Below are 25,590 nucleotides of genomic sequence, written 5' to 3'. Positions count from 1 at the left end.
CGGCCGGACACCGTCGGCGCGCCGCCCCTACGATGGGCCCTCGTCGATGGGCGGACGCTCCCCGATATGCCCACATTGGAAAGAAGTTGGCCGCATGACAGGTCCACGAGAGCCCGACACGCCGCGTTCACGGAAGCGGTCGCTCGCGGGTTTGGGCTCCGGGAACGCCCCACGCCACCGCGTCGGTTCGGACGGTCGCCGGCGGTCGACGCCGCGCCCCGGTGCCGCGCCCTCGGCCGGCTCCGCTCCGGACGTCGACACCTGGCGCGAGATCCTGCGTGACGCGATCTTCCAGTTGGACGCCACCCCGTTCCACCCGCCGGACCCCCGCGGCTACACGGGCTGGGTCAACGTCCACGACTTCGGCGCCGTCAGCATCAGCGATGTGGCCTCCGATCCGGTACAAGTCGCCCGAACTCCCCGCCTCATCAAGCGCAATCCGGTCGACATGTACCTCCTCCTGCTCGCAGTGCGGCCCAGCCGGGCCGCCGCCGGCACGTACCACGCTCTGCTGCGCCCGGGCGACGCCGTGCTGGTCGACTCGACCCAGCCCTACTCGCTCACCGCCGACGCCTTCGCCCACTACCTGTCCATCCACGTGCCACGCGCCGCGCTCCGGCGGGACCTGCGCACCGCTCCCGCCGTCGGTCGCGTCATCCCGGCCCACGACCCGACGCTGCGCGTGCTCACCGCGGTCGTCACCGAACTCGCCTGCAGCCCGCTCGGTCGACCGTCCGAGGTCCTGGCCGAACTCGGGCACACCACGTACGAGTTGCTCGTGTCCACACTTCGAACAGCCGCAGGACCAGGTATGTGGAGCTCCGACGTGCAACTCTCCCGGCGTGCACAGTCGACGCGCATGCGCGAGTTCATCCGCCTCCATCTGGCCGACCCGGACCTGTCCCCGAGAACGCTCGCCGCCGCTTTCGGCGTCTCGACCCGTTACGTCGACCTGGTCTTTCGCGAAGGCGACAGCTCTCCCGCCGAGTTCATCCGCGAGACCCGCCTCGACCAAGCCCGTCGCAGACTCGCCGATCCCCGGCAACGGCACCTTTCCGTCAGCTCGGTCGGCCAGTCCGTCGGCTTCACCGACCCCGGGGTCCTCATTCGCGGCTTCCGACGCCGGTACGGAGTCACCCCGGGCGAGTACCGCCGTACGCGCCTGCCGGAACCGCAGGGCAACGCCATGGAATTCGTCGACGTGACCGAACCGAAGGCGCAGATGGATGAACCGTGGGCGTGATTCCCGGGCCGATGGACGAGGAGCGAGCGGCACGCCCTCGCGGGCCCAGCCACGTTTGGCCACGCAGCGCAGGCCGGCACGTTCGCCTCGCGTTTTACGGATGTTCGCGAGGAGTTCTGCGGGTTTTCGGCCACGACAGCGTTGATTTCGTGCTGTTTCCTCCTTCCTGATAGATGCATCGTAACGGTTGGCCGGATATCGTCGGCAGGCCCCATGGCTTGTTCGTCTTCCCACGGACGGCCGATTCCGACAGCCCGGTCGCGCGCCACCCCTCACGTTCACACCGAGACCAGACCCGACCCGGGAACACATCGGCCGCAGAGACCCTGCCGGTTGCGAAAGTTCCCTGACGACCGTGAATCGCGTCACCTCCGATGCCGCCCACAGGCGGATCCCGACTGCGTATTCGAGATCACCAAAGGGTGCGATCCACACGACAGTTCATCGCACGACACCTATATCGACCAGGGAAATCGCCCTCGCCCGACTGGACATCGCCTGATGCAGATACCCCACGCACTCGCCGTGGTGCTGACCGTCGTCGCCGCCGCCGGCGTCATCGCAGTGCCCTGGCTGATCCGGACTGAACGGCGTGCACGCCGCCTTGGACGGGCATTGCACGAGGCCGAGGTCGGCACCGCCCGAGCCGAGCAGGCTCTCCAAGCACTCCGGATCGAGACCGACACGTGTCGTGTCGATCTCCGAGACGTCCACGAGGAGCTGCGTCACCTGGGCAAGGTTCGGCTCCCTGGCCTGATCACCCACCTCGCGCATCCCCACGTGCCCGTGCCGCCCCTGGACAATCCACGCTGGGCGGGGACCGAACTGGGCGAACTGCAACGACAGATCCTGGACGTCGTGGCCTCGGGCGTTCGCGACGAACGCATCCGCGTGGACGAGGCGGCGCAGGACATCCTGCGTCGCACGGCGGCCGGTTCACGAACCCTCTCGCAGCAGATGCAGCGCATCCTGATCGAGGCCCAGGACCGATTCGAGGATCCGCAGATCCTGGACAGCCTGGTCAAGCTGGACCACCTCAACGAGCGCACCAAGCGGCTGTGGCAGATCATGGCGGTCGCCTGCGGCGACTCGACCGGACTGTCGCGCGTGGACTCGCACTTGGAGGACCTGGTCGCCGGCGCCCAGGCGCGCATCGAGAGCTACCAACTGATCAGGCCCGTGAACAACCTCAGCGTCGAGCGACGCGTGGGCGTGGTCGCGCACGCGGCCGAACCGGTGGCCGTCATCCTCGCGGAGTTGATGGCGAACGCCGCCTACTTCTCCACGGGAACGGTGCCCGTCTCCGTCGCGATCCACGAAACGGCCACCGGAGCCTTGGTCGTCATCGACGACGCGGGCCCCGGAATCCATCCCGACGACCGGGAGTTCGTCGACCGGATGACCTCGGGCAGCAGGCGTGTGCTGTTGACCGAGCTCGGGTCACCGCCGCGGCTGGGCTTCGCGGGCATCGGCCGCTTGGTACGCGAGTATCCGATCGACGTGAACGTTTCGGTGTCCCAGTACGGAGGAGTGCACGCAGCCGTACACATCGCGAAGGACTTGCTGGTGTCGATGGATCCCGTCACTCAGCCGGTCTCGGCCGCCGCCGCCGTACCCGTGGGTCTGCTGCGGCAACAATCCCGGGCGTCGACGCCCGAAGCCGCGGCTGCGGCGCTGCCCGCCACCGCGCCCGACGGCATGCCCCGGCGGCGACGGCAGCGCCCGGACCCGAAGCCGGTATCGCTGGAGAGCGAACGACCGCAGGACGCGGACGAGGTGCGCCACCGCTTCGCCGGCTTCCAAGATGTCACCCGGCAGCACCGTGTCGACGCCGATCGTCCCAAATACATCGAAGGGAATCCCACATGACCCAGGCCCGTCGTCACTCGATGAACGAGCAGCCGGACCATTCAGCGTGGGCCGAGCGACTCGTGAGGTCCGAACCGGGCATCGCCAGCGCCCTGTTCTTCACCGCGGACGGTCTCAAGGCCGGTGCCCACGCGATGGACGTCGACACCCAGGACAGCGTCGCGAGCATGGGCTCGGGCCTGCACAGCACCGCGAAGGCGACGGTCCGCGCGATGGCTCCCGGTAACGGCGCCGAACTGGAGATTCGCAATGTGGTCGTGGACACCGATCAGGGCTACCTGATCGTCATGGACGCCGGGAAGAACACCCGCCTCGCGGCCTTCACCACGCCCGACGCGGAACTGGGCACGGCCGCCTACTCGATGCTCAAGCTGATCGCGCTGGTCGGGCGGGGCGTGGGCGCCGAGACACGGGAGGACGTCGCCCAATGAACGCACGCAGGCAGGCCCCACGGACCGTGCCTGCGTACCTGGCCACCGGCGGACGCAGCGCGACGCACCGGAACACCTACGACCAACTCACCAGGCTCTCACGGCTCGGGGAGTACGTACCCAACGGCCTGGACTCACCCCACCTTCGGCTCCTGGAGGTACTGGCCGGCGGGACGCTCACCATCGCCGATGCCGCGGCCTTCCTGCGCCTTCCCGTCTTCGTGATCCGCGTGTTGGTCGGCGACCTGGTGGACCTGGGCGTAGTGCAGGCCGTGCCGCCGGCCGACCTTCCCGACGTCGATCTTTTGGAGAGAGTGCTCAATGGACTCGTCAAGGCTCGCGAGAACGACCTCGCCCGTTGAACCGGCGTATCTCGACGAGTCGTCGACGTACCTGGTCAAGATCGTCGTCGCGGGCGGCCTCGGCGTCGGCAAGACGACGTTGATCCGCGCCGTCTCCGAGATGAGGTCGGTGCACACCGAGGAGGTGATGACGGCCGCGAGCGTATCCCTGGACAACCTCGAGTTCACTCCCGAGAAGACGACCACCACCGTCGCCATGGATTTCGGGCGGATCACGCTCGACCCCGGTGACACGATCCTCTACCTGTTCGGTGCGCCCGGACAGGGCCGCTTCAAAGAGGCGTGGGACGACGTCTCCTACGGAGCCAAGGGCGTCCTTGTCCTGTTCGACGTCCGCCGGCTGGACGCGAGCTTCGAAGCGCTCGACCTGGTCGAACGCAGCGGACTGCCGTACTGCGTGGCCGTCAACCGCTTCCCCACCTCACCCGATGTCAGCCCCGACGTACTGCGCGACCACCTCGACCTGGACGCGGACACTCCCGTGGTGTCCTGCAACGCCTTGGACTTCACGTCCTCGCTGGACGCGTTGATCGAACTGGTCCGCCACGCCCTCACCCGAATCCGCCTGGACGCCGCCTCGTGACCACACCGCTGTACTTGCCCAACGCCTACCAGCTGTACAGCCGGGAGTTCGCCCGGGACCAGCAAGGCCACTACCGCGACATGCGCGCCAACCACGGGGTGATCGCTCCGGTGGAGATCGCGCCGGGGGTGTACGGCCATCTGGTGATCGGCTATCGGGCAGCGCTGGAGTTGCTGCACGACACCGAGACGTGGAGCAAGGATCCCACGACCTGGGCCGCGAGCCTGTCGTCGGACCACCCCATCCTCGGCATGTTGGGGCCGCGTCCCAACCCGCTGTACACCGACGGCACCGCACACGAACGGTATCGCAGGGTGGTCACCGACTGCTTCGATCTGGTCGAGCCGCATCACCTGCGCGACCTCGTCCGCGAGATCGCCGATCAGCTCATCGACCGATTCGCCCACAGCGGGCAGGTCGACCTGATCACCGACTTCTCTCGTCCGCTTCCCTCCTACGTCTTCAACCGACTCTTCGGCCAACGCGACGATGCCGCACCACAGTTGATTTCCGCGCTGGCGAGCCTGCTGGAAAGCGGGGCGGGCGAGGCGGAGTTCTACGAGTACATGAACCGGCTCGTCGGTGCCAAGCTCGAGCGGCGCGACAACGACCTGACGTCCTGGTTCTTGGACCACCCGGCCGACCTGTCCACGGAGGAACTGCTGCACACTGTGGTTCTCACCGTCGCCGCCGGGCAGGAACCGACCACCAATCTGATCGCCAACACACTTTCGCTCATGCTCAGCGACAACCAGTACTACAACGACCTGTCCAACGGCGCGCTGAGTACCGAGCACGCGATCGGTCGCATCCTGCGGGAGCGACCGCCGATGAGCAACTTCGCCCCGCACTACCCCACACGCACGGTCAACTTCCACGGCACCACGATTCCGGCGCACACCCTCGTCATGGTGTCCTTCGCCGCAGCCAACACGGACCCGAACGGGCCCGGTACCGACCGGATCGCCGGGGGCGGCGCGCATCTGGCCTGGTCCGCCGGCCCGCACGCGTGTCCGGTGCGTCACGACGCTCTCCTGATCGCCACCACCGCGATCGAACAGCTCATCCGGCGCTGCACCGACCTCGAACTCACCATCCCCGAGGAAGAATTGGAAGCACGTATCGGCCCCTTCCACAGCGCCCTGGCGCACCTGCCGGCGCGGTTCACCCCGCTGCGGAGCACGAGGAGGGCAGGGAGTCGGGCGTGGCCGGGCAATCCGTTCTCGGCGGCGATCCCGACAACGACGAACTGACGTTCGTCGCCGAGCGGCCGGCGAGGCGGCGCCGAGACAGACGGAACGCGGGCCGTTTCGCCGAGCAGGTACCCGATCTGCGCTTCCGGTACGGACGTTGCACCGTGCTCCTGCGCACGATCCGCGAAGCGATCGCCCTCGCGCTCGGCGGCCGGGCCAGCCGCCCGTCTCACCGAGGTGCAGGCCATCGGCCTGGGCAAGGACGCCCTCCTGCGACTGATCCGGGCCCTGCCCGACCCGGAGGTCCGCACGGTCCGGGCCCTCGGGGTCGACGACTTCGCTCTGAAGAAGGGCCCCGTCTACGGAACCGGGATCGTCGCCGAGTTCGGTTGGGACCCCGAGACCGTCCGCAGGTTCATGCGCGCCGACCCGGGCCAAGCCCGACCTCCTCCGCAAACGCGTCGTTCTCTACCGATGAAGATCAACACGAAGGAGATCGCGGAACTCGCGACAGAACCTTCGATCTGCCCGAAAGGGAGGGCCAGGGAGATGCTTGACAGTTCGGTCCTGGGACATCCCTGACGGTGTCTCGCGTGATGTTCGACGGTTCCGGTGATGGTTGACGGTCAGCGCGAGGCGTTGAAGCGGATGGTTCTTCCCAACGGAAGCGAGCTGATCCGCGACGAACCGTTGCGCCCCGGTGGAGGCGGGAAATCGCCTTCCGGCTCGGTCGCGACCCGACGGGTCCCGGATGTCACCGAGGCGGAAGCCCGGGCGCCGTGTCGGAGGTACTCCTGGCCCTTGTGATCGCCACGCGGTTCGACAGCCGGGGGCTCACCCTGGCCGACAGCGCGGCGGACAACGGCTCCCGCAACGGAGCGCGATTGTCGCCCTTGTGAAGACGCGCACCGGTGGGGTCGTGTGGAGCGGCTCGCCCGGGCCGATCGGACGGGGAACGCCGGTCCGACCGAGTCTTCGCTTTCGACGCGATCGGGATCAGGACCATGCCTTCGCCGGTCCGGCGGCCAGCCGGGTCACGGACCAACGTATGTCCTCGAGAAGGCGGTCGACGACCGTGCGATCGGTGCGCGGGTGGAGGATGCAGGCGCGTACGACCAGACCGACGCCGGGGAGTTCCGTCGTGGTCAGGTAGGTGTTCTTGCGGGAGCAGATCAGCTCGCACAAGCGGGCGTTCCGCCGGTCCTTGTTCTCCTGTCCGGCGTCGGCGGGGTCGGCGGCGGCGGTGAAGGTGACCACCGGCAGGACGGCGGGGTGGGCCTGGACCAGGTCGACGCCGGGCAGTTTCCTGATGCCTTCGGCGAGGTGGTGAGCGAGGTCCATGGTCGCGTCAAGGCGTTCCTCGAAGGCCCGGATTCCGTGCATCTTCAGCGGGAGCCACGCGGTGAGGCCGCGTATCTCCCTGGAGAGTTCCGGCCCCAGGCCGCAGAAGTCGACGACGTCCTCGTTCTCGGTCAGGCCCGGGAGGTAGGCGGCACCGGGGACTTCGAAGGCGTCCGCGAGACGGCGTCGATCCCGGACCAGGAGTGCGGAGTTGCCGTGCGGGAGGAAAAGGGATTTGTGCGCGTCCACCGCGATCGAATCGGCGCGTTCGATCCCGGCGAGGGCGGCCTTTCCTCGGGTGGTGATGCGGAAGAAGCCACCGAAGCAGGCGTCGACGTGGAACCAGATGTCGTTGGCTTCGCAGTAGGCGCCGATGCGGTCCAGGTCGTCGATGGCGCCCGAGTTGGTGGTGCCGGCGGTCGCCACGACGCACATCGGGCTCAGCCCGGCCACGCGGTCGGACTCGATGGTCGCGATGAGTTCGTCGACGTCCAGAGTGTGGCTCGCGGTGGTGGTGATGGTGGTGATCGATGCCGCCGGCAGGCCGACGGTCCGGGCGGCTTTGGAGATCGAGAAGTGTCCTTCGCCGGAGACGTACATCCTGGGCGTGCGCAGGGCGGGGGAGATGCGCTCGTGGTGTCGGCGGGCGCAGACGAGGGCCATGAGATTGGCGATGGAGCCGCCGGTGGTGAGGTAGCCGAAGGACCCCTCGTCGTATCCGAGCATCGAGCAGTACCAGCGAATGACGTTGCGCTCGATCTGCTGGAAGCCCGGCGCGGCGATCCAGACACCGGCGAACCGGTTCACGGAGGCGGCCACGAAGTCGGCGACGGCGCTTTGGAGCAGGCCGCCGGAGGGGATGTGCGCCATGAAACCGGGATGGGGATGCATCGTGCCGTTGGTCATCGCCGGCCCGAAGAGCGTGTCCAGGAGCGGTTCGAGGTCCGTGGGTGCCGTGGGGACGTCGTCTTCGCGTAGTTCCTTCGAAACGCGCAGGCCGTCGGAGTAGGCCGCGACGTCGAGGGAGTCGTCGACGTAGGAGGCGGGATAGGCGCCGGCCGCGAGGTCTTGGTGGAACCTCAGCACATACGCGGACACGGTTTCCAGCAGTTGTCGCGACTGCGCGATCGAGAGGTTGAGTCCCGGCCCCGAGGGGCCGGCCGGTTCCGGGGCCTTGTCATGGGCGAATTCGGCCATGGATCGTCGTCGTCCCTCGTTCGCGGTGTGGGCGGAGAGTTGCAGGTGGGGCGGTATGCCATGCCTACGCGCTGTACAGTTCGGCGGGTCGCGATGACCCGACTCGGCGGCCGAATTCCTCGACGATTCGCTTCGCCTGGGACTCGGCATCGAAGGTGCGGAACAACTCGTACAGCAGCCGCCTGCCCCGGTCGTGCGTTTCCACGACCCGGTCGTAGGGGATCCGGGAGAATGCGACGCTCTCGTAGAGCCGGGTGAAGTCGTGCGGGTGTGCCTCCTGAACCAACCGCTCGACACGGTTGCGGTGTGCGAAGGTCGCGTCCGTCGTGTCGTCGGCCAAGGTGTCGAGGTGCGCACGTGAGAGGGCACTGATGGCGTGGCACGGACCGACGCGTGCCGCCGTGAACTCGGCCAACGTCTCGGGGACGAAGTCCCCCGTGTGACGTCCGCGAACGCGGTCGAGGATGTCGAAGAAGACGTGCGCGTCCTCGAAGCCGCAGTTGATGCCCTGGCCGTAGAACGGAACCATCGTGTGCGCGGCGTCGCCGACCAGGACGGCTCGGCCGTGGTGATAGCGTCCGGCCTCGATGATCCTGAGCGATGCGGGCGGCCGGTGCGGGAAATGGAGAGCCGTGCCCGGGAACAGGCGGGCGATGTCGGGGAATTCGGTCCGGAAGAATCGTTCCGTGTCCGCTGCCGTGGGCAGGTCTCGAAAGCTGGGAACGGCGAGATCGTCGACGCTCATCGGCAGGAACAGCGACGCCGAGTAGGAGTGGTCGCGGTTCGGCTGGGCGAGCAGCAGGTGGTCCCCTCGCGGCCAGACATGCAGTCCGGCAGGGAGATCCGGGTCCATGGCGGACTCGACCAGGATGTCCTGGCCGCGCGGGCCGGCGGGCATCCGTAGCTCGATGTATCCGTGCGTGATGTACTCCTGATGGACGTCGAGGCGGCTGCCGCCGCGGGACATCGCGTGGCGGACGACGCTGCCGGCTCCGTCGCATCCCACGAGAAGAGCGGCCTGTCCGTGGACGAGGTGGTCGCCGCCGGCGATGAACACGGCCCGGCCGGCGCGGGCATCGGCGCGGACGCACTCGTGGCCGAAGTGCAGTCGCGCCCCGGCGCGCTCGGCCTCGTCGAGCATGATGTGGTGGACCCGGTGACGGGGGATCGACAGCAGGTGGTGCCCGGGCTCGGAGCCGTACGCGTGCGCGGACAACGTCCCGTCGGTGTGATGGACGATGCGATGCCCGCACCGCACACCCTCGGACTCGAGCATGGTCCGGAGTTCGGGTTCGAGGACGCCGGTCCCGCGCAGGGTGAGTGTCAGATTGAAGGAATAGGTCCGCCGGGAGCCCGACGCGGGCAGCCTGGGATCCGGCCCCTTCTCGTAGACGTCGACCTCGAAAGCCCGGTCTCTGAGCCGTTTTGCCATGAGGCAGCCGATAGGACCCGCGCCGACGACTATTGCTTTCACTGCGTTCCCTCGATGACGAGCGGCCCCGCGAGAAGTCCGATGGTGGGGGTCCGGTGCGCGACGCGTTCGGCGTCGGCGGCGGGCCGGCCCTGTGGGGAAGGGGGCTCGCGGGCGTAGGCGCCCTGAGCGTGGCTCGAAGGCGGATGACACGTGACCACGTCAGGACCTCGGGCTTTCCCCGGCAATCGCGGCATTAAGAGGAATACGATCTTCCGCTTGCCCTTCGTGACTCGCTATCCATATTGCGCGGAGGGTGTGCCGGGCGCCGTCCGCACGTTGTGACTCCCAGCACCCGACATCCAACGGTGCTGGCCCGCGCTCGCCCAACCGGCGGGAACGGCCCGACCAACTCCCACTCGGAATCCGACGGACCACCACGCGCCACCCCCGACAATCATCGAACCCAGCCGCGCACCACCGGGAATCCCCCGCGAGGCGTGGGGCAAGTCCCTCGGCTATCGCCGGGTGGTGGCGGATAGCTTGCGGGGCCCGCCGGTCGAGATCGCGGCGCACGATTACGGCTCCGGAACTCCCAGGCGCCGCGCACGGCGCCGGCGGCTACGGCTCGCGCCCGCTCGACATTCCCGCCACTCGGTGGACCGGTGGGCAGCACGCTGCCGACACATCGAAGGCGCAACGCCCTCATCGAACTCGACATCCCGTTCGTGCGCCCTGTCGCGGGGCTTCCACGCGCCTGGGAGCGCCACCGGGCCGGCGTCCTTGTCGGCTTGCGAACAGCGCTCGCCGGTCGCGGCATGCGCGGGCATCCGACGAGCGTGACGGGGTACCGGCGTGGCGAGAGTCGGACCAGTGGCGAGGGAGCACGAAACGATGACCGAGTACGGCTATTTCCTGTCCTGCGAGGAGTTCACCCCCAAGGAATTGCTCGACCAGGCCAGACGCGCCGAGCGGGCGGGCTTCACCCGTTTGGCGATCTCCGACCATTTCCACCCGTGGAACGACGCGCAGGGCAGCAGCCCGTTCGTCTGGTCGATGATCGGCGCGCTGTCGCAGGCCACTGACCTGCCGGTCACTACGTTGGTCACCTGTCCCACCGTGCGTCTGCACCCCACCATCACGGCGCAGGCCGCCGCCACATCCTTCGTTTTGCTCGGTGGGCGATTCGTGCTCGGCGTGGGCACGGGAGAGGCGTTGAACGAGCATGTGAACGGCAATCCTTGGCCTGCCTTCGCGGACCGGGGAGACATGCTCGAGGAAGCCGTCGAAGTCATGCGAAAGCTGTTCACCGGCCGCCTGATCAATCACCGGGGTCGGCACTACACGGTCGACAACGCGCGCCTGTACACCGCGCCCGAGGCGCCGCTGCCGATCTATGTGTCCGGCTTCGGGCCGAACGCGGCCGAACTCGCCGGGCGGATCGGCGACGGCTTCGTCACGATGACCCCCGACACCGATCTGGTGCGCGCATTCCGGGCCGGCGGCGGGCTCGACAAGCCGGTGATCGGAGGCGTCAAGGTGTGCTGGGGCACGGACCGGGACAAGGCCGTCGACACGGTGCATCGCCTGTGGCCCAATGAGCTGCTGCCCGGTGAACTCGCCCAGATCCTGCCCACACCCGCTCACTTCGAGCAGGCCGCCGAACTCGTCACCCGCGATATGGTCGCCGACGCCGTCACCTGCGGCGACGATGCCGACGAGCACGTGCGAACCGTCCGGGCCTACGCCGACGCCGGCTTCGACGAGGTCTACGTGGGCCAGATCGGTTCGCAGCACGAGATCTTCTTCGACGCCTACCAGCACCACGTTTTGCCCGCCCTGCGCGACTGACATGGGCGGTCGCCGCGAAGACGACGTGGCGATGACCCTCGCTGATCCGGCCGCCGGACGCGCCCGCGCGACGGTCGGCGTCGGTGATCGGCTCGCGTTCGATGCGTGCCTCCTGATGGGTGACCGTGACCGGCTTGACGCTTCCGACCGTGGACGGAGGCGTTGGTCAACCATTCGGTAGTCCGGAGGTGTTCACGCCGTTCGATGTGGTGGAAGCGCGTTTCGACACCGACCTGCACGCCCGGTGGCTTCCCGTGGGGTCGATTGCTGCTTGACTACGATGCCGATTCGCGTAGGTGGGCCGGTTGTGGCGGAAGCCTGTGCACGCTGGGAGAAGAAGAGCACACCCTTTCTGGCGGTCCTGGCCCGGTGTCCGTGACCGCGGTTCGTCGTCAGCGAGGCCACCGCCGCACGAGTTCGCAGGTGATCGTCGCGGTCGTCGGACGCATCGGAGCACCGTGGGATACGGCGACCTGCGCCTCATCACGCCCGGTGTTCGGTCGGGGACGTTTGGCGGGCGCTGCTCAGAATGCCGGAGGGAGCGTGATGCAGCACACTGCGGTATAGGGGCCGGCGCACTCCGCGCAGGCCATGGTGAGGTGTTCGGCGTGCTTGAGGTCCCGCTCTGGTTGTGGGGGGCGTTCGCCGCGACGGTGGTGGTGTCGCTGGCGGTGGACCTGCTGGCCCACCGAACCGCGCACGTCATCGGTTTCAAGGAAGCCGCCGCGTGGAGTGCCTTGTGGGTGAGCCTCGCCCTGATCTTCGGCGCGGTCGTCTTCCTCGTCCTCGGCACCACTGCGGGCACGGAGTACACCACCGCGTGGCTGCTGGAGAAGAGCCTGTCGGTCGACAACCTCTTCGTCTTCGCCGTGATCTTCGCCTACTTCAAGGTTCCCCGCGCCTACCAGCACCGCGTGCTGTTCTTCGGCGTCATGGGCGCCCTCGTCTTCCGCGGGATATTCCTGTCTCTCGGCGTCGCCGTCGTCAGTCGCTTCACCGCCGTGCTGTTCGCCTTCGCTGCCATCCTCTTCTACAGCACCTACAAACTCCTCAACGACGAAGAAGAAAGCTTCGACCCGGGCAAGAGCTTCACCGTCCGGCTGCTCCGCAAGATCATCCCGGTCCGCGACGAATACGCGGGCACGAAGTTCTTCGTCAAGGAGGCCGGCAAGCGAATCGCGACCCCGCTGCTCGCGGTGATCGCCGCCATCGAGGCCGCCGACCTGATCTTCGCCGTCGACAGCGTCCCCGCCGTCCTCGCCGTCAGCGACGACGCCTTCATCGTCTATACCAGCAACGCCTTTGCCATTCTCGGCCTGCGGGCGCTCTACTTCATGTTGGCGGGCCTCCTGGACCGTTTCCACTACCTGAACAAAGGCCTGGCGATCATTCTCGCCTTCATCGGGGTCAAGCTCATCCTTCAGGCTTCCCACAAGATAGTCAGCCCCGGGATCCCGGAAATCCCCTCACCGGTGAGCCTCGCGGTCATCGTCATCGTCCTGACCGGTTCCGTGGTGCTCAGCCTCAGAAGGCCGACCCCGACAGGCGATCCGGAACAGGTTGACAAACCGAGGGACGCCTCCGCAGCCACCGAGCACTTCGAGGCGCCCAACGCCCCACCCGTGGTGGATGGCCCCGAGTCCCCGGCCGGTTCACCGGGTCGAGACGGGGAATCCCCTCTGCCTCGAGTCGGCGACGAAGAAAAACACTTTCCGACATACAAAAATGAACATACTAGAAGAAATAGTCAAGATGAAGAGTGAGGTCGACGCGTACGTGTGTCCGACCTGCAAACAGCCCGTGCCAACCGCAGTCCACTGCCGCAAGACCTTCGGGGGATTCGTTCCCGTGCGGGGTCCGGGTGCAGTGCATGTCAAAACCGAGACCGTCCCGACTTCCGGTTGGAACCCGGCCGCAAGCAACGTGGGCTCGGAGTGACACAGTGCGCCCCGCCCCCACGTCCGCGTGGGGGCGGGGCTGAGCCGTTCGTGCGCCTGGACCAGGCCCGCTGTGCGAGGACCCACCGTCACCGGCCGTTACTTCGCCTCGTGTTGCTCGTGCGGGGTGACGCGGTGCGGCGGTTGACGCTCGAGGTGTTGGACGGGCTGAACGCGGACGACGCCGCCGGTGGCGGAAGCGCCGCGGAAGCGGCGCTCACACGCATCAGCGCCGAGGCTGCGTGGGGTACGACCGTGGCGGCCTGGGCCGACCTCCTCGCACGCCTGGACCCGACGGACCGCGACCACGACATGTTCGGAGACGGCTCGGCCGGCGTGGACCGCACGTCGCGCAACGTTGCGCGGGGCCTGGTCGACGCGGCCGCCTGCGGCGAGGAGTTCGCGTTGATCGCGGCGCGCGAGGCGCTGCTGAAACTGTCGGAGCTGCATCCGGGGGCCACGACCTGAGGCGCCGGCGTGGGCGGTGCAGCGCGCCCTCGACGCGGCCGGTGGGCTGCGGCGGGTGCTCGCCGTGCTCGCGCTGCCTCTCGTCGTGGTGCATGGCGAGGCCGACCAGGACATCCGGACGAGACCCGAGCGCGCGCCGCGCTGGACCGGATGACGCGGCCTGACCGATCACAGGCTTCCTGCTCGCCGCCCGCTTGGGGCGTCGCGATCGGAGCCCTGGTCGTCGGCGCCATCCTCACCCTGATGCCCTGGAAAGCGGGCGGCGGCCAGGACACCGACCTCCACACGCCGACCCCGGCCGTCAACGTCACGGTCTACGGTGCGCCTGGTGGTCCGGGGTTGGCGGGTATCGGTACTGCCGGGCTGCTCGGTGCCGGGGGTGGCCGGTTGTTGTCCTCCAATTCGACCTTGGCGAGAGAGGCCAACACGACCACTGCGGTGATCAGCACGGCACACAGCACCGCCACGAACTGGCGCCGGGGGCTCGTGTGTGGTTGGGCCTCCTCGAGGCGGCGGTTGAGAGCGGCGAGGCGGGCGGCGAGGTCGGGATCGTCGTCGGCGAGGCGCTGTTCGATTCCGGCGAGGACGCGGTCGTCGCCGTTCGAGGTATCCATGTCGGTTCACCTGCCTTGTGCCGACGGCCGCCTGCGGGGACGGGCGGTGAGAGGCCGCCGGCACGGGTTACGCGGGTCCGGTCTTGGCGGCTGTGGAGGCTTGCTCGGGTGGTTGTGGCGTATCGGTGGACGCTGCGGTGGCGGGTTGGCGCAGCAGGTCGACGAGGCGCAGGATTTCCATGGGGAGGGGGAAGATGAGGGTGGAGTTTCGTTCCCCGGCGACTTCGGCCATGGTCGACAGGATGCGCAGGTGGAGGGCTGCGGGGTGTTCCTCGAGGGGGATCGCGGCGGCTCCGAGCGTTTCGGCGGCTTCGAACTCTCCGCGCGCGTGGATGACCTTGGCGCGTCGGTCGCGTTCGGATTCGGCCTGCCGGGCATGGCGCGCCTCATGGTCTCGGGCAGTTCGACGTCCTTGACCTCGACGAGGGTGACCTTGATGCCCCAAGGGTCGGTGACCTGGTCGATGATCTGCTGTGGGCGTTGGTTGATCTCGTCGCGGTTGACGAGGAGTTCGTCGAGGTCGACCTGGCCGAGGATGCTGCGCAGGGTGGTCTGGATGCGGTTCTCGACGGCGACGACGGAGCGGTTGGGGTCGACGACGTTGAAGTAGGTGACGGCGTTGACGCGGATGGTGACGTTGTCCTTGGTGATGACGTCCTGCGGTGGGATGTCCATGGAGACGGTGCGCAGGGACACGCGGACCATGCGGTCCACGAACGGGATGATGAGGAACAGTCCCGGGCCCTTCGCGCCGATGTCGACCCAGGCCTGGCCGGTGGGTCCGTCGGCGTGGTGGACGACCGCGTCGTGTCCGACGAGTGCTTCCTGGCCGGTGGTGGGTCGGGCCTTGCGGGCTCGCCATGCGAGGCGCCCGGCGAGCAGCGCGCCGGCGCCGGTGACCACCGCGGTCGGCCACAACACCGCGGGGTCGACGCCGACGTCGCCGTCGAACAGCAGGAAACCGCCGAAGACCAGGGCGGCGGTGCCGCCGACGGCGAAGACCCCGAATCCGGCCGTGAAGACCTCGGCGGCGAACGACGCCGCCGCGAGCAGCAGCAAAAGCAGGCCCGCGACGTCGAACGGCAGGACACTCAAGGCGGTGAGCCCGAGGACCAACAAGACGACGCCGGCGACGCCGGCCAGGCCCACGGCGGGAGCGGCGAGTTCGTAGACGACCGCGAGCGTGCCGATGAACAGGAAGAGGAAGGCCAGTTCCGGGTTGGCGAGGGTCTGGCGTACGTCATCGAAGAAGCCGAGGTCGTGCCCGACCTCCTTGGCCCGGGCCGTCTGCAGCGTCACCTGCCGGTCGGGTGCCACGGTGACTTCACGGCCGTCGAGGCCGGCGAGCAGCTCGCCGCGGGTGGCGGCGGTGAGGTCGACGACTCCGTTGTCCAGCGCCTGCCGGTCGGTGATGGCCGTACCCTCGCGGACCATGTCCTCGGCAAAGGCGGTGTTGCGGCCACGCTGTTCGGCGATGGCGATGGCGATGGCGATGGCGATGGCGATGGCGAACGCCGCAGCGTCGTTGACGACTTTACTGCTCGCCGTATCGCCGCTTCCCGTGACGGGCGTACCGGCGCCGATGTGGGTGCCCGGCGCCATGGCCGCGACGTTCGAGGACAGCACGATGTATGCCCCCGCCGAGGCCGCCCGCGCGCCCGACGGAGCCACGTACACCACGACCGGCACGTGCGCGCCGAGGAAGTCGCCCACGATGTCGCGTGTCGATTCCAAAAGCCCGCCCGGAGTGTCCGATGTACGCCTGGTGCCCGTCCCGCTCGGCGACCCGCACGCCGTCGGCCAGATGGTCGGCGATGACCGGGGTGATTGTGTCGTCCACCCGTGTGACCAGCACCGTTGACCCCGAGGCAGGAGTGGCGAGCGAGAGGGCTGCGACGGCGAACACGCCGATCACCGCGAGCAGCGGAGCCCGCGTCACAGCCACTCGGCCTCGAGGCATCGTCCTTTCCTCTCGCCGTCCGATGCCCGCCGACATCGCAAGCGCCTACATCAGGCGTACCCGCTGCGGTCCGGCCGACCCGAGCCACAGATGTCGAGGTCCAGGACTCCTCGGATCGCGGGCTCGGTAGCCCGGCTGATGGAGGGCGTCGAGGGCATCGCCAGGCTGCACGCCCTGGTCGCCCGGCACGGTGGCGAGCATCAGGAACCCGAGCAGGTGGTGGTCGGGATCGAGACCGACCGCCCGCACCCGCTGCGACGAGGCCAACGCCTGGGCTCACCCTGGCGACCTCGCCGCGGCTTGACACCCAGCGTCATGGGATGTCTCAACCGACAAGACCACCCCGTCGGCCGAGACCCGCGACGCCTCTATGCCCGAACGCCTCACGATGTCGAGGGTGCCGAGTGTCCCGTCGCCGGTGATCACCGTGGGCGCGAGTCGCAACCCGGGCGTGGGCAGCGCGGGCGTCGTCCACGAGTGCTGGGCCGATCCCGACCGAGACGACGATCTCGTTGCCCAGGTATCGGGCGAGGAGGGCCGCGATCCGGCCGAGGCCGGTGCCGATCTCCAGGACGACGCGGCGGTGACCCTCTTGCCCGCGGTGGCGGCCATGATCCCCGAGATTCGCCGGCGCACACAGTGCCGTCCCGGGTGAGGCCGACCGGGACGCCGTTGCGGCGGTTAAGCAAGGCCGCTACTCGTGGGAAGACCCGAATGCTGATGCCCGGGCGGATCAGGGGAGTGCGCGACGCGTCCAGGATTCGCTGCCGGTCGGTGGCGTTGTCTTTACCACGGCGCAGGAACGGATCGATGCCCTTCGGCGGCACCTGGATGCCGTGCGACGCCGGATCGAGGAGCACTCGAACGGTCGACCGATCTGATCGGTCGCCAGGAGCGGTGACCCCAGGCCCGGTCTTGGGGGCCAACGGAACAGCCGTCAGCGCTAAGCACTTGATCTTGGCCCCTCGGCCGTCGGAGGCTGTTCCTTGATGATGCTGCCGAACGCGCGGCCGATTTGGAGGGCTGGTAGGACGCCCTGCCGCATCTCGGTGTTCGGGTGAGGCCGGGCTTGGAGCCGATCGCGCAGGTCGATCCCCTCGACGGTGAGCGGGTCTTCCGGTCGGTGGATGCGGGCGGGCTTGGGCTGGAGCGGCAGGCCGTCGTCCACTGCCGCGGCCTCGACTTCGGCCAGTGCCCGGTAGAGCGAGGCGACCGAGGGAGACGTGCCCGCGTTCTTCCCGACCTTGATGGTGAGCTTCTTCGCGATCTCGGGGACGGGGACGCCCTTGTCCTTGAGCGCGATGGCGAAGGTGAGCATGTCGTCGTCGATGACTCCCGGTCGGCCGCGGTGGTTGCCCTTGGCCGCGGCGACGACTTGCCCTTCGAGGGTCTTCTCCCGGATGTAGTTGCGTTCGATCTGTCCGGCGACGGCGAGTACGGCGAAGAACATCGCGCCATGCCGTTGGGATCGTAGATCCCGGTGAGCGGTCCGCTGAGGAGTTCGAGCTGGATGTCGCCGGCCTGGAGCTCGCCGACAGCGTCATCAGCTCTGTCGCGTTCCTGGCCAGTCGTTTGAGCTCGTGCACGTGACGATCACCGGCGTCTGGGGTGCGGCTTCGTTGAATTGGTGGGCCAGCGCAAGCGCCTTCTCCAGCTCGGGCCCACCTTGACCCGGGTGCTGATCTGCTCCTGGAAGACCTTGTGGCACTCCGCGCGGCGGAGGGCTTCGAGCTGGCTCCCCAGCTCCTGCCGGGCGGTGGACGTCCTTGCGTACCCGATGCGGACCGGTCGCTCGGTGCGGGGCGCGGACACGACGGCGAGTGCGTGGCCCAGTTTCCAGGTCCGGCCGGGGAATCGGTCGGCGGGTAGCGGGACTTCGAGGTGTTCGCGACGCGCGGGGACCAGGACGAAGCGCGGGGTGTGGTACTTGACGGCGGTCTTCCCGCCCCGGATGCGGCAGGTGCTGCCGGCCGGGGCGTCACAGTTCGGGCAGTCGTGACGTTCCACTGCGGACGCGGCCTGATCGAGCGTCAGGTCCATGGCAGGAGTGTCTCAGAAGTGCCTCGCACAACATGCGGGTTTCGAGAGGACTTCTGCGAAAGCCCACCTGCGGAAACGTGCCGGGTTCAGGTCTCACCGTCCACGTCGCGTTCGTCGTGGACACCTTCTTCCGCCGCGTCGTCGGCTGGTCGGCCGCCGGCAACAAGCGGACCGACCTCGTACTCTCGGCGTTCGAAATGGGCGTGTGGCAGCGCGACCGCACGCAACACCCCGTCCGGCAGGGGGAGTTGATACATCACAGCGACGCCGGCTCGCAATACACCTCGTTCCGCCTCGCCGCCCACGTCGCGCGCGAGGGCACCGCCGGATCCATCGGCATCGTCGGCGACGCCTTCGACAACGCCCTGATGGAATCCACCATCGGCCTCTACAAGACCGAGTTGATCAAACCCCGAGGCCCGTGGCAGACCCTGGCCGCCGTCGAACTCGCCATCGCCGAGTGGATCGACTGGTACAACCACACCCGCCTCCACGGTGAGTTCGGCCACGCCCCACCCGCCGAACACGAAGCCAAGCACTACCAGAGACAGCCAAACCACAGGTCATCGCCACACACCCGAGTCTCTAACGAACCCGGAGCGGTTCAGTCCGCGGCCGAAGCCGAGAGCGAGAAGCTCCGGCGCAAGGTCGAGCGCCTGGGGAAGGAGGTGGCCAAGCGCGACGCCGCGCTGGAGATCCTGGGAAAAGGGGTCAAGCTCTTGGCTAAGCTCAGGCGGCGCGCGGGGTCCACCGGTTCCCGATCGAACGCTGAGCGCCACTCCCGGTGGGACCTCCCGGGCCATGCGTGGGCGCGAGCGCCGGGCTGTGGGGGATCCCGATGTGTGAAGTCCGCGCCCGTGGAAGGGGACTTCGCTGCGCGTGTGGCCGTGATCGCCGGACGCATGGCGGCAGCGGCGCGTGGGGTCAGGCGTCCTGCGATCCAACTCGACCCCGCGAGCCGTCCCCGTGAGCAACACCCCGCCGGCCTGCGAACAATCCCGCAACCACCGGACTCGACCGGGCGACCCGCTATCCTTGTCCACCTGAGAAGTGCTTCTCTTCATGCAGCCGACGGGACCTAGAGAAGTCCCATCGTTGCAGGTCAGGAGCACTTTTTCGCTTTCCTGGCCGCATGTCGGACGGCTCGCTCCACGAAGGCGCGAGGCGAATGGCACCGATGCCGACGACCGGTCGCGCCGATCTGTGCTTCGTGACGGGCCACCCGCCCGATCGGCTTCGTCCGGCATCGCGAGGTGCGACAGCCGCCGGAGATCGACGACAGGTGCTGCTCAGGGTCGTTCAACCGCGCCGCACCGCGGTATCTCCGCGCACAGGATCGCGTGACGATTCCACTCGCTGCGCGCGACGAACACGATCACAACCGTCCGATCGGGCAATGAGTTGCGGGCCGGCGATGCGAGTACGCCGCCTGGGCGGTGGGACGAGTACCGGGTCCGCGAACTCGTCATACGCGAAATGGTTGGTTCCATCCCGCAACCGCCTTCGGCGACGGACCCGCCACCGCCAGTCGCTACCTCGCGCCTCGACACCGGCCTCAGTGCCCACGCCGCCGGCACTACCGTCGACGCCGCCCTCCGCCGCACGGCCTGCATCGCGGGTCCAACGCCCGGCCCGCATGCAGCGAGCAGGCATGGGTCACCGGTTTTCGAGGTGCTCCCGTAGCGTTGGACCAACCAAAGCGGCGCTGTACTTGGCGTAGAGCGCGAGCGCCTCCGGTGATTCCGGGTCCGACTGCAGTTTGTCGAACTCTGCGAACAAGCCTTCGTAACCGCCTGGCGTCATCAAATTGATGACCCTCACGGCCCCTTGGTCCTTGACCAGGTTGTCGAAGGTGTGGGGGAGGCCGGGGGGAGCGCTGGCGAAGTCGCCGGGGTGCAGTTCGTGGACTTCGTCTCCCAGCTGAACCGTCAGTACTCCGGCGAGCACGAAGAAGGTGTCCTCTTGCTGCTCATGGACGTGAAGCTGCGGACCGGTGTGATATTCGAGGTCCATGATCATGAAGTCGTAGCGGCCTCCCGTCTGACCGCCGCCGGCCTTGAACAAGGCAGGACCGGTCTCGTAGGACTGCCCTTGGCCCTTCCTTACGACTAGCCCCTTCACAGCGTCCTCCCGGGTCTTCGAAACGTCGATGGTAAAAGGCGCCAAGCCGCGACGACCTGGTCCTAGCGATCGTCTGCCGGCCTCTGGTGAGCCACACCGGGGCCGAGACGACTCTTGACATTCTCACTGAGCTTCTGCTCCCATCCTCACGATAGCCAAACAAACTATGTATGACAAATGATGAAGTCGGAAGGGTGGCGTCGTGACCATCGACCCCGCAGAGAGACACCAGCTCGAAGAAGTGCTGCATGTCGATGCCACTGGCATCACGCCCGTAGCGGACGGTAATCGCGACGGTACCGCGCTGCAGATGTTCTGGATCTGGTCGGGCGCGAACCTGGCGCCCATCAGCTGGATCGTCGGCACGATCGGCATGACCCTCGGACTGAGCCTTCTGGAGACGATCCTGGTGACCGTCATCGGGCAGGCGGTGGGCGCCGCGATATTCGGACTGTCCGCGCTCATGGGGCATCGGACAGGTGTGTGCCAGATGGTGCTGGCGCGGGTCGCGTTCGGACGACGTGGAGCCTATTTGCCCGCAGCCCTGCAAACGATCGTCGTTACCGGCTGGATAGGCGTCAACACCTACGTCGTCGTCGATCTCGTGCTCGGGATTCTGCGTGAGCTGGGCGTGAACCCTGGAACGGGGAGCACGTACCTGTTGGCCGGAGCGATCATGATCGGTCAGATACTGATCGCGGTGTGGGGGTTCTACGCCATTCGCACGATCGAGAAGTACGCGGTCCCTCTGGTCGCTGCCGTAATGGTCGTGATGACCGTCCTGGTGCTGGCCCGGATCGACGAGGTCTCCTGGACCCAGTCCTCCCTGGCCGGAGCGGACAAGTTCACCGCGATGACCCAACTGCTTACCGCCGTGGGCGTGGGATGGGCGATGGGGTGGATGACGTGGGCCTCCGACTACAGCCGGTTCACGAGCCTCGACGTCTCGCCTCGACGCCTGTACGCGTCGTCGGTACTGGGCATATTCGCCCCTCTCGCCTGGCTGTCGGTTCTCGGCGCCCTCGCCGGTGCGACTTCGGACGCCACGGACCCGGTGGGCATCGTCACCACGCTGTTCGGTGCCGCGACCATACCGGTACTCTGCGTGATCCTGCACGGTCCGGTGGCCGCAAACGTCGTGAACATCTACACGGCCTCCTTGGGCCTGCTGGCTCTCGACATCAAGATCAAGCGCGCGGCGGCCAGCGTGCTCGCCGGAATCGTCGGCTTCATTCCATTGGTGATGTTCCTCGAGTCCAGCAGCTTCTCCAGCAGCTTCGGCAACTTCATGTCCTCGCTGGTGGTCTGGATGAGCCCGTGGGCGGGTGTCACGCTGGTGGACTGGTTCGTCATCCACAGGCAGCAGGTCGATGTCGCATCTCTCTACGCCCCTCCGACGACGTCTCGGTATGGGGATGTGAACGTCCGAGCACTCGGTGCCTTCGCGCTCGGGTTGGCCGCGGCCTGGTCCTGCCAATACGGCCCCATCGCCGCGTTTCAAGGTCCCATCGCCAGGCTGACCGGACAGGTGGACTTGTCCTGGGCGGTAGGGCTGAGTGTCAGCGCTTCGGTCTACTACTGCCTGGTGCGCCGGCGAACGATCCATCTCGAAGAGGGCGCAGCGGAGAGCTCGACGGATTCCCGCCCCCTCGGCAGTTGAGACCGCCCGCGTCCCCTACTCGGGCGTACGCACCGACAGCACTCGGAAGGTATGCTTGGAGTTACGTATGACCTACGCTTGCCGCGTGGATCCAAACGGGGGTCGAGCATGCAGCCATTCGACAGCACTCTGCTGGTAGAACAGGTCCGAGGCGCCATTCTCAAGGCCATCCTCAACAAAGAGCTGGTCGACAAGCTCCCGAGCGAAGGCACGCTCGCCACCACGCTCAACGTGAGCCGAACCACGATTCGTGGTGCGTTGGCCGGTCTCGAACGCGAAGGAATCATCACGCGACGCCGGGCCATCGGCACCACGATCAACCAGCATGTCCGGCCTTCGTCGCTCGCCCTGCAGCGGCTCGTGGGCTTCACGGACATGCTGAAGGAAAAGGGCTACGAGGTGCATGTCGATGCGGACCGATCGCGGGTGGAGCAACCACCCTCCGACCTTCTTGCCGCGTTTGGCGACGACGTCCCGGCAGATGAGCCCGCGTTCCTGACCGACACGCGGTTCTACGCTGACGGAAATCTGGCGATCTTCATCCGCGACAGTGTGCCGTGGTCGAAGCTCACCGACCAGTCACGGTTGCCGGAGATGGCTCCTGCCACCCACTTCGACTTCACCCGCCCCTATCTGGTCAGTCCCATCGATCACGCGGTCGTGGAAGTTCGAGCGGGTGTCAGCCCTGCCAACAGCACGTACCTGGAGACGCGCGACGGCCAAGCGTTCACGCGCCTGCTCGAGCGGCATTACACGCGGGAAGGTGCGATCGCGGCGGTATCCCTCATTGACGTCAACAACGACTTCGTCGTCTTCGAGATCATTCGCCGCATGTGATGTGGTGCACCGCGCGAGACTCGTGAAAGCGACCGGCCCTCCCGTCTCCGGCCTCGCGGTCGCACATGCCGGCAATCGCTGCCGTACTCGGCAACCTCCTCGTCACGGGGCCGTCGCCCGGCCGGGTGGCCGCGGCCCGACATCGCTTAACCTGCGCCGCCGCGCGGCGCCGAGTGTCACAGCGTCGCCTTCGTCACCGACGAGCCGCGCAGGATGTACGCAACGCAATCATGCGCCGGGTCGACGCCGGACGGGTATCGGCTCGGATCGCTTTTCGCCCGGCCCTGGGCGGTGGCGGCGCAGCCGCTCCGCGCCGGTGGAGTGTCCGAGCACAGCCACGGGGAGGACAGATCCGGTCGTCCGCGCATCGGGGCAACGACAGGCCCCGTCGGGACGGCCCGCGGGTATTCCTCGTCGATCCGGCCGCTGCTCAGTGCGTCGTAGAAGGCGCCGTGGCCCGCAGGTGGTGTTGCGGTGTGGGCGAGCCTGAGGTGGACCGGATTCGTCGCGGCACCGTCGAGTCGGTTCGACCGCCGCGTCGGTTCGAGTGGCCGGTCGGCGACGCAAGTCCTCTACTGAGGCGCTGAGACGGGACGACATGTTCGGGGACTCGACGTCGGCGTGATCCAGCGAAGACGCTCGTCACCGCCGCTATTTCTGTCTCCCGCGTTACCCGATGATTCGAAGCTTTCGGCGCCGCTGTCCGGCGAACACGGAAACCCCGGCAAGAGGCGATCCTGCCGGGGTCGAGATCATGTTCGGGTTTTCGGCGCGGCGTCGACCGGGGTCGACCGCTCGACGCCGGAGCTTTCTGTTCACTGGGCTGGGGGACCCGCGCGATCATGGTGAAAGACCCCGTCGGATGCTCAGGCTTCGATTCCGTCGCAACGTCGATTCGCGCTCACGGGGTCGGCTGCAACGATATTCGGCGCTCGTGTGTGCCAGTCGGTGTGCTTTTGGTAGGTGTCAGCCACGGCGAGAAGGGTGCCATCGCTCCAGTGCGGACCCGCGAGCTGAAGACCTACCGGGATGCCTTGGGAGTCGAAACCGCACGGGATGGTCAGGGCAGGCAGTCCTACGGCGTTGAACGGCGAGACGTGGAATGGAGAGCCGAGGGGGTCGAGGAGGCGGCCACTGGGGTGGACCCTGGGCGGGGTTTGCGCCCGAGTGGGCAACGCGAGGACATCGATGGCGGAGAACGCCTCTTTCAGCTCACTCGCCAACCGAGTAGTCGCCTCACGGGCGGCGGCATAATCGGCCATCCGCAACAGGAGACCCGCTTCCAGACGTTCACGTACCTGCGGGGTCAGGTCGGCCGCTCTGTCGACGAGCATAGGCGCGTACTCCACGGAGGCTTCGCAGGTCAAGATCACGCTGACCGCGGCCGCTGCCGCCTCCCAGCTCGGAAGTTCGACCTCGATCAGTTCCATGCCCAGGTCGCCGAGGAGGGTGAACGCGTCTTCCAGGACGCCGGCAACATCGGCGTCGCAGTGCTCCCACGGCGTGCCGCGGAGGATCCCGACCCTCAGGTCCCGCACCGGCTGCTCCAAAGCCGCGGTGTAGCTCGGCGGTACTCCTCCGCTGCGGGCCGTCGGCCCGACCGCAGGCGGGGGATCCGCGATGACGTCGAGAAGCAGGGCACAGTCGCGCGCGGATCGCGCCATCGGCCCGACGTGGTCCAGCGAGCGCGCCAGCGGCCACACCCCGGCCAGGGGAACACTGCCGTACGTCGGCTTGAGCCCGACGACTCCGCACCAGGCCGCGGGGTTTCGGATCGATCCGGTGGTGTCGGTCCCGAGGGCTCCGGGCACCAGGTGGGCTGCCAACGCGGCACCCGATCCCACGCTTGACCCGCCTGCGTATCGCCCGCGATCCCACGGATTCTTGGTGGAGCCGAAGGGATAGGTTTCCAGGGGCCCGTAGGCCAATTCCGGCAGATTGGTCTTCCCGAAAATGATGGCTCCGGCGGCCCGAAGCCGCTCCACGACGACTGCGTCCTCGGCGGGTCGATTCGTGGCCAAGACTTTGGAGCCCGCAGTCGTGACCTCCCCCCGAACGGCGATATTGTCCTTTACCGCGATCGGTACCCCGTGCAGGGGACCGCGTCTGGTTCCGCTACGCAGTTCCTCGTCTGCTGCCCTGGCTTGGGACAGGATCGCGGCCGGAGCCAGGGAGATGAAGGCGTTGAGCTGCGGATCCAGTCGGCGCGCCCGATGGAGCAGCGTCCGGCAGAGCTCCTCGGACGAAAGCAGGCCGTCGGCGAGCATCGATCCGAGTGCGGCGATTCCTGTGTCTTCGAGATGATTTCGGGCCGCGCCGTCGAGTCCTTCAGTCATCAGCGATCGTGTTCCTCGGGATTCCGGCCTGGTCGATCCGCACCTCGACGGTGTCCCCGGGGCGCGAACCCACTTGCGGCGCCTTACGCGCACCGGCGCCTCGGCGGGAGCCCCCGTCGTCATAGCGACTGTACGC

At 67.7% G+C, this 25,590-nt stretch carries 24 protein-coding genes; 15 read left to right on the top strand and 9 right to left on the bottom strand.

Annotated features, from left to right (window positions below; all coding sequences use genetic code 11):
- Nucleotides 1-94 precede the first annotated feature (94 nt).
- From ACIRL2_RS40470 to ACIRL2_RS40440, 7 genes are all read left to right on the top strand, one after another.
- Entirely contained in the window at nt 95-1,243 is a 1,149-nt protein-coding gene (locus ACIRL2_RS40470) for a helix-turn-helix domain-containing protein (RefSeq protein WP_402239144.1), read from the top strand.
- A 501-nt stretch (nt 1,244-1,744) separates the two neighbouring features.
- Complete coding sequence (locus ACIRL2_RS40465; RefSeq protein WP_395873955.1) at nt 1,745-3,112, top strand: sensor histidine kinase; 1,368 nt, start codon at nt 1,745-1,747, stop codon at nt 3,110-3,112.
- On the top strand, nt 3,109-3,543 hold the full coding sequence (locus tag ACIRL2_RS40460; protein ID WP_395873957.1) for a roadblock/LC7 domain-containing protein: 435 nt from the start codon (nt 3,109-3,111) through the stop codon (nt 3,541-3,543). The genes ACIRL2_RS40465 and ACIRL2_RS40460 overlap by 4 nt, the downstream gene beginning before the upstream one ends.
- Nucleotides 3,540-3,905, top strand: coding sequence for a DUF742 domain-containing protein (locus ACIRL2_RS40455; RefSeq protein WP_395873959.1), 366 nt, complete (start codon nt 3,540-3,542; stop codon nt 3,903-3,905). Before ACIRL2_RS40460 ends, ACIRL2_RS40455 begins: the two co-directional genes overlap by 4 nt.
- Nucleotides 3,865-4,488 (top strand): GTP-binding protein, encoded by a 624-nt coding sequence (locus tag ACIRL2_RS40450; RefSeq protein WP_395873961.1) that lies wholly within the window; start codon nt 3,865-3,867, stop codon nt 4,486-4,488. The genes ACIRL2_RS40455 and ACIRL2_RS40450 overlap by 41 nt, the downstream gene beginning before the upstream one ends.
- The gene (locus tag ACIRL2_RS40445; RefSeq protein ID WP_402239140.1) at nt 4,485-5,741 is read left to right on the top strand and encodes a cytochrome P450; all 1,257 of its coding nucleotides are present in this window, start codon (nt 4,485-4,487) and stop codon (nt 5,739-5,741) included. The genes ACIRL2_RS40450 and ACIRL2_RS40445 overlap by 4 nt, the downstream gene beginning before the upstream one ends.
- 177 nt (nt 5,742-5,918) lie before the next feature.
- On the top strand, nt 5,919-6,263 hold the full coding sequence (locus tag ACIRL2_RS40440; protein WP_402239137.1) for a hypothetical protein: 345 nt from the start codon (nt 5,919-5,921) through the stop codon (nt 6,261-6,263).
- Nucleotides 6,264-6,677: 414 nt separating this feature from the next.
- Here ACIRL2_RS40440 and ACIRL2_RS40435 read toward each other — a convergent pair whose 3' ends face one another.
- Together ACIRL2_RS40435 and ACIRL2_RS40430 are read right to left on the bottom strand one after the other, a co-directional pair.
- Nucleotides 6,678-8,219, bottom strand: coding sequence for a pyridoxal phosphate-dependent decarboxylase family protein (locus ACIRL2_RS40435; protein WP_402239135.1), 1,542 nt, complete (start codon nt 8,217-8,219; stop codon nt 6,678-6,680).
- Nucleotides 8,220-8,283: 64 nt separating this feature from the next.
- Nucleotides 8,284-9,693, bottom strand: coding sequence for an FAD-dependent oxidoreductase (locus ACIRL2_RS40430; RefSeq protein ID WP_402239134.1), 1,410 nt, complete (start codon nt 9,691-9,693; stop codon nt 8,284-8,286).
- Between the two features lie 831 nt (nt 9,694-10,524).
- Here ACIRL2_RS40430 and ACIRL2_RS40425 point away from each other — a divergent pair.
- From ACIRL2_RS40425 to ACIRL2_RS40410, 4 genes are all read left to right on the top strand, one after another.
- The gene (locus tag ACIRL2_RS40425; RefSeq protein WP_395873971.1) at nt 10,525-11,481 is read left to right on the top strand and encodes a TIGR03557 family F420-dependent LLM class oxidoreductase; all 957 of its coding nucleotides are present in this window, start codon (nt 10,525-10,527) and stop codon (nt 11,479-11,481) included.
- Nucleotides 11,482-12,089: 608 nt separating this feature from the next.
- Nucleotides 12,090-13,244 (top strand): TerC family protein, encoded by a 1,155-nt coding sequence (locus ACIRL2_RS40420; protein ID WP_395873973.1) that lies wholly within the window; start codon nt 12,090-12,092, stop codon nt 13,242-13,244.
- Between the two features lie 285 nt (nt 13,245-13,529).
- A complete protein-coding gene (locus ACIRL2_RS40415) occupies nt 13,530-13,886 on the top strand; it encodes a hypothetical protein (RefSeq protein ID WP_402239130.1) in 357 nt (118 codons plus the stop codon).
- Nucleotides 13,887-13,902: 16 nt separating this feature from the next.
- Nucleotides 13,903-14,040: a hypothetical protein gene (locus ACIRL2_RS40410; RefSeq protein WP_402239128.1), complete on the top strand. Its 138-nt coding sequence runs from the start codon at nt 13,903-13,905 to the stop codon at nt 14,038-14,040.
- Nucleotides 14,041-14,200: 160 nt separating this feature from the next.
- Here ACIRL2_RS40410 and ACIRL2_RS40405 read toward each other — a convergent pair whose 3' ends face one another.
- The 3 genes from ACIRL2_RS40405 to ACIRL2_RS40395 form a co-directional block, all read right to left on the bottom strand.
- Nucleotides 14,201-14,500 carry a DUF3040 domain-containing protein gene (locus ACIRL2_RS40405; RefSeq protein ID WP_402239126.1) on the bottom strand — a complete coding sequence of 100 codons (300 nt, stop codon included), beginning with the start codon at nt 14,498-14,500 and terminating at the stop codon, nt 14,201-14,203.
- Between the two features lie 6 nt (nt 14,501-14,506).
- Entirely contained in the window at nt 14,507-16,234 is a 1,728-nt protein-coding gene (locus ACIRL2_RS40400; protein ID WP_402239124.1) for an SPFH domain-containing protein, read from the bottom strand.
- A gap of 271 nt (nt 16,235-16,505) precedes the next feature.
- On the bottom strand, nt 16,506-16,727 hold the full coding sequence (locus ACIRL2_RS40395) for a hypothetical protein (protein WP_402239122.1): 222 nt from the start codon (nt 16,725-16,727) through the stop codon (nt 16,506-16,508).
- A 130-nt stretch (nt 16,728-16,857) separates the two neighbouring features.
- On the opposite strand from ACIRL2_RS40395, the gene ACIRL2_RS40390 reads away from it, so the two are divergent.
- Entirely contained in the window at nt 16,858-17,115 is a 258-nt protein-coding gene (locus ACIRL2_RS40390; protein ID WP_395874026.1) for a hypothetical protein, read from the top strand.
- A 288-nt stretch (nt 17,116-17,403) separates the two neighbouring features.
- Here the strand turns inward: ACIRL2_RS40390 and ACIRL2_RS40385 are convergent, their stop codons facing one another.
- Both ACIRL2_RS40385 and ACIRL2_RS40380 read right to left on the bottom strand, forming a co-directional pair.
- Nucleotides 17,404-17,910, bottom strand: a complete 507-nt coding sequence (locus ACIRL2_RS40385) for a hypothetical protein (RefSeq protein ID WP_402239119.1) — start codon at nt 17,908-17,910, stop codon at nt 17,404-17,406.
- A 143-nt stretch (nt 17,911-18,053) separates the two neighbouring features.
- Nucleotides 18,054-18,500 (bottom strand): hypothetical protein, encoded by a 447-nt coding sequence (locus tag ACIRL2_RS40380; RefSeq protein ID WP_402239117.1) that lies wholly within the window; start codon nt 18,498-18,500, stop codon nt 18,054-18,056.
- Between the two features lie 32 nt (nt 18,501-18,532).
- On the opposite strand from ACIRL2_RS40380, the gene ACIRL2_RS40375 reads away from it, so the two are divergent.
- Complete coding sequence (locus ACIRL2_RS40375) at nt 18,533-19,582, top strand: integrase core domain-containing protein (RefSeq protein WP_402239114.1); 1,050 nt, start codon at nt 18,533-18,535, stop codon at nt 19,580-19,582.
- A gap of 574 nt (nt 19,583-20,156) precedes the next feature.
- Here the strand turns inward: ACIRL2_RS40375 and ACIRL2_RS40370 are convergent.
- Nucleotides 20,157-20,621 (bottom strand): cupin domain-containing protein, encoded by a 465-nt coding sequence (locus tag ACIRL2_RS40370; protein ID WP_402239112.1) that lies wholly within the window; start codon nt 20,619-20,621, stop codon nt 20,157-20,159.
- Nucleotides 20,622-20,823: 202 nt separating this feature from the next.
- On the opposite strand from ACIRL2_RS40370, the gene ACIRL2_RS40365 reads away from it, so the two are divergent.
- A complete protein-coding gene (locus ACIRL2_RS40365) occupies nt 20,824-22,281 on the top strand; it encodes a purine-cytosine permease family protein (RefSeq protein ID WP_402239110.1) in 1,458 nt (485 codons plus the stop codon).
- 108 nt (nt 22,282-22,389) lie between these two features.
- Nucleotides 22,390-23,118, top strand: a complete 729-nt coding sequence (locus ACIRL2_RS40360; protein ID WP_395874015.1) for a GntR family transcriptional regulator — start codon at nt 22,390-22,392, stop codon at nt 23,116-23,118.
- An 866-nt stretch (nt 23,119-23,984) separates the two neighbouring features.
- On the opposite strand, the gene ACIRL2_RS40355 is transcribed toward ACIRL2_RS40360, so the two are convergent.
- Entirely contained in the window at nt 23,985-25,454 is a 1,470-nt protein-coding gene (locus ACIRL2_RS40355) for an amidase (RefSeq protein WP_395872834.1), read from the bottom strand.
- Nucleotides 25,455-25,590: the final 136 nt, after the last annotated feature.

It is taken from the genome of Embleya sp. NPDC127516 (assembly GCF_044765325.1).
Classification (GTDB): domain Bacteria; phylum Actinomycetota; class Actinomycetes; order Streptomycetales; family Streptomycetaceae; genus Embleya.
The sequence above is the reverse complement of the archived record's forward strand: the minus strand, read 5'-3'. Positions and strand labels throughout refer to the sequence as shown.

Excerpts from the sequence above, each read along its gene's own strand:
- ACIRL2_RS40470 (WP_402239144.1), top strand. The coding sequence starts at position 95 with ATGACAGGTCCACGAGAGCCCGACACGCCGCGTTCACGGAAGCGGTCG.
- ACIRL2_RS40355 (WP_395872834.1), bottom strand. The coding sequence starts at position 25,454 with ATGACTGAAGGACTCGACGGCGCGGCCCGAAATCATCTCGAAGACACA.
- ACIRL2_RS40435 (WP_402239135.1), bottom strand. The coding sequence starts at position 8,219 with ATGGCCGAATTCGCCCATGACAAGGCCCCGGAACCGGCCGGCCCCTCG.
- ACIRL2_RS40385 (WP_402239119.1), bottom strand. The coding sequence starts at position 17,910 with ATGTTCTTCGCCGTACTCGCCGTCGCCGGACAGATCGAACGCAACTAC.
- ACIRL2_RS40450 (WP_395873961.1), top strand. The coding sequence starts at position 3,865 with ATGGACTCGTCAAGGCTCGCGAGAACGACCTCGCCCGTTGAACCGGCG.
- ACIRL2_RS40375 (WP_402239114.1), top strand. The coding sequence starts at position 18,533 with ATGCGGGTTTCGAGAGGACTTCTGCGAAAGCCCACCTGCGGAAACGTG.
- ACIRL2_RS40460 (WP_395873957.1), top strand. The coding sequence starts at position 3,109 with ATGACCCAGGCCCGTCGTCACTCGATGAACGAGCAGCCGGACCATTCA.
- ACIRL2_RS40405 (WP_402239126.1), bottom strand. The coding sequence starts at position 14,500 with ATGGATACCTCGAACGGCGACGACCGCGTCCTCGCCGGAATCGAACAG.
- ACIRL2_RS40425 (WP_395873971.1), top strand. The coding sequence starts at position 10,525 with ATGACCGAGTACGGCTATTTCCTGTCCTGCGAGGAGTTCACCCCCAAG.
- ACIRL2_RS40380 (WP_402239117.1), bottom strand. The coding sequence starts at position 18,500 with ATGGACCTGACGCTCGATCAGGCCGCGTCCGCAGTGGAACGTCACGAC.
- ACIRL2_RS40465 (WP_395873955.1), top strand. The coding sequence starts at position 1,745 with ATGCAGATACCCCACGCACTCGCCGTGGTGCTGACCGTCGTCGCCGCC.
- ACIRL2_RS40360 (WP_395874015.1), top strand. The coding sequence starts at position 22,390 with ATGCAGCCATTCGACAGCACTCTGCTGGTAGAACAGGTCCGAGGCGCC.
- ACIRL2_RS40455 (WP_395873959.1), top strand. The coding sequence starts at position 3,540 with ATGAACGCACGCAGGCAGGCCCCACGGACCGTGCCTGCGTACCTGGCC.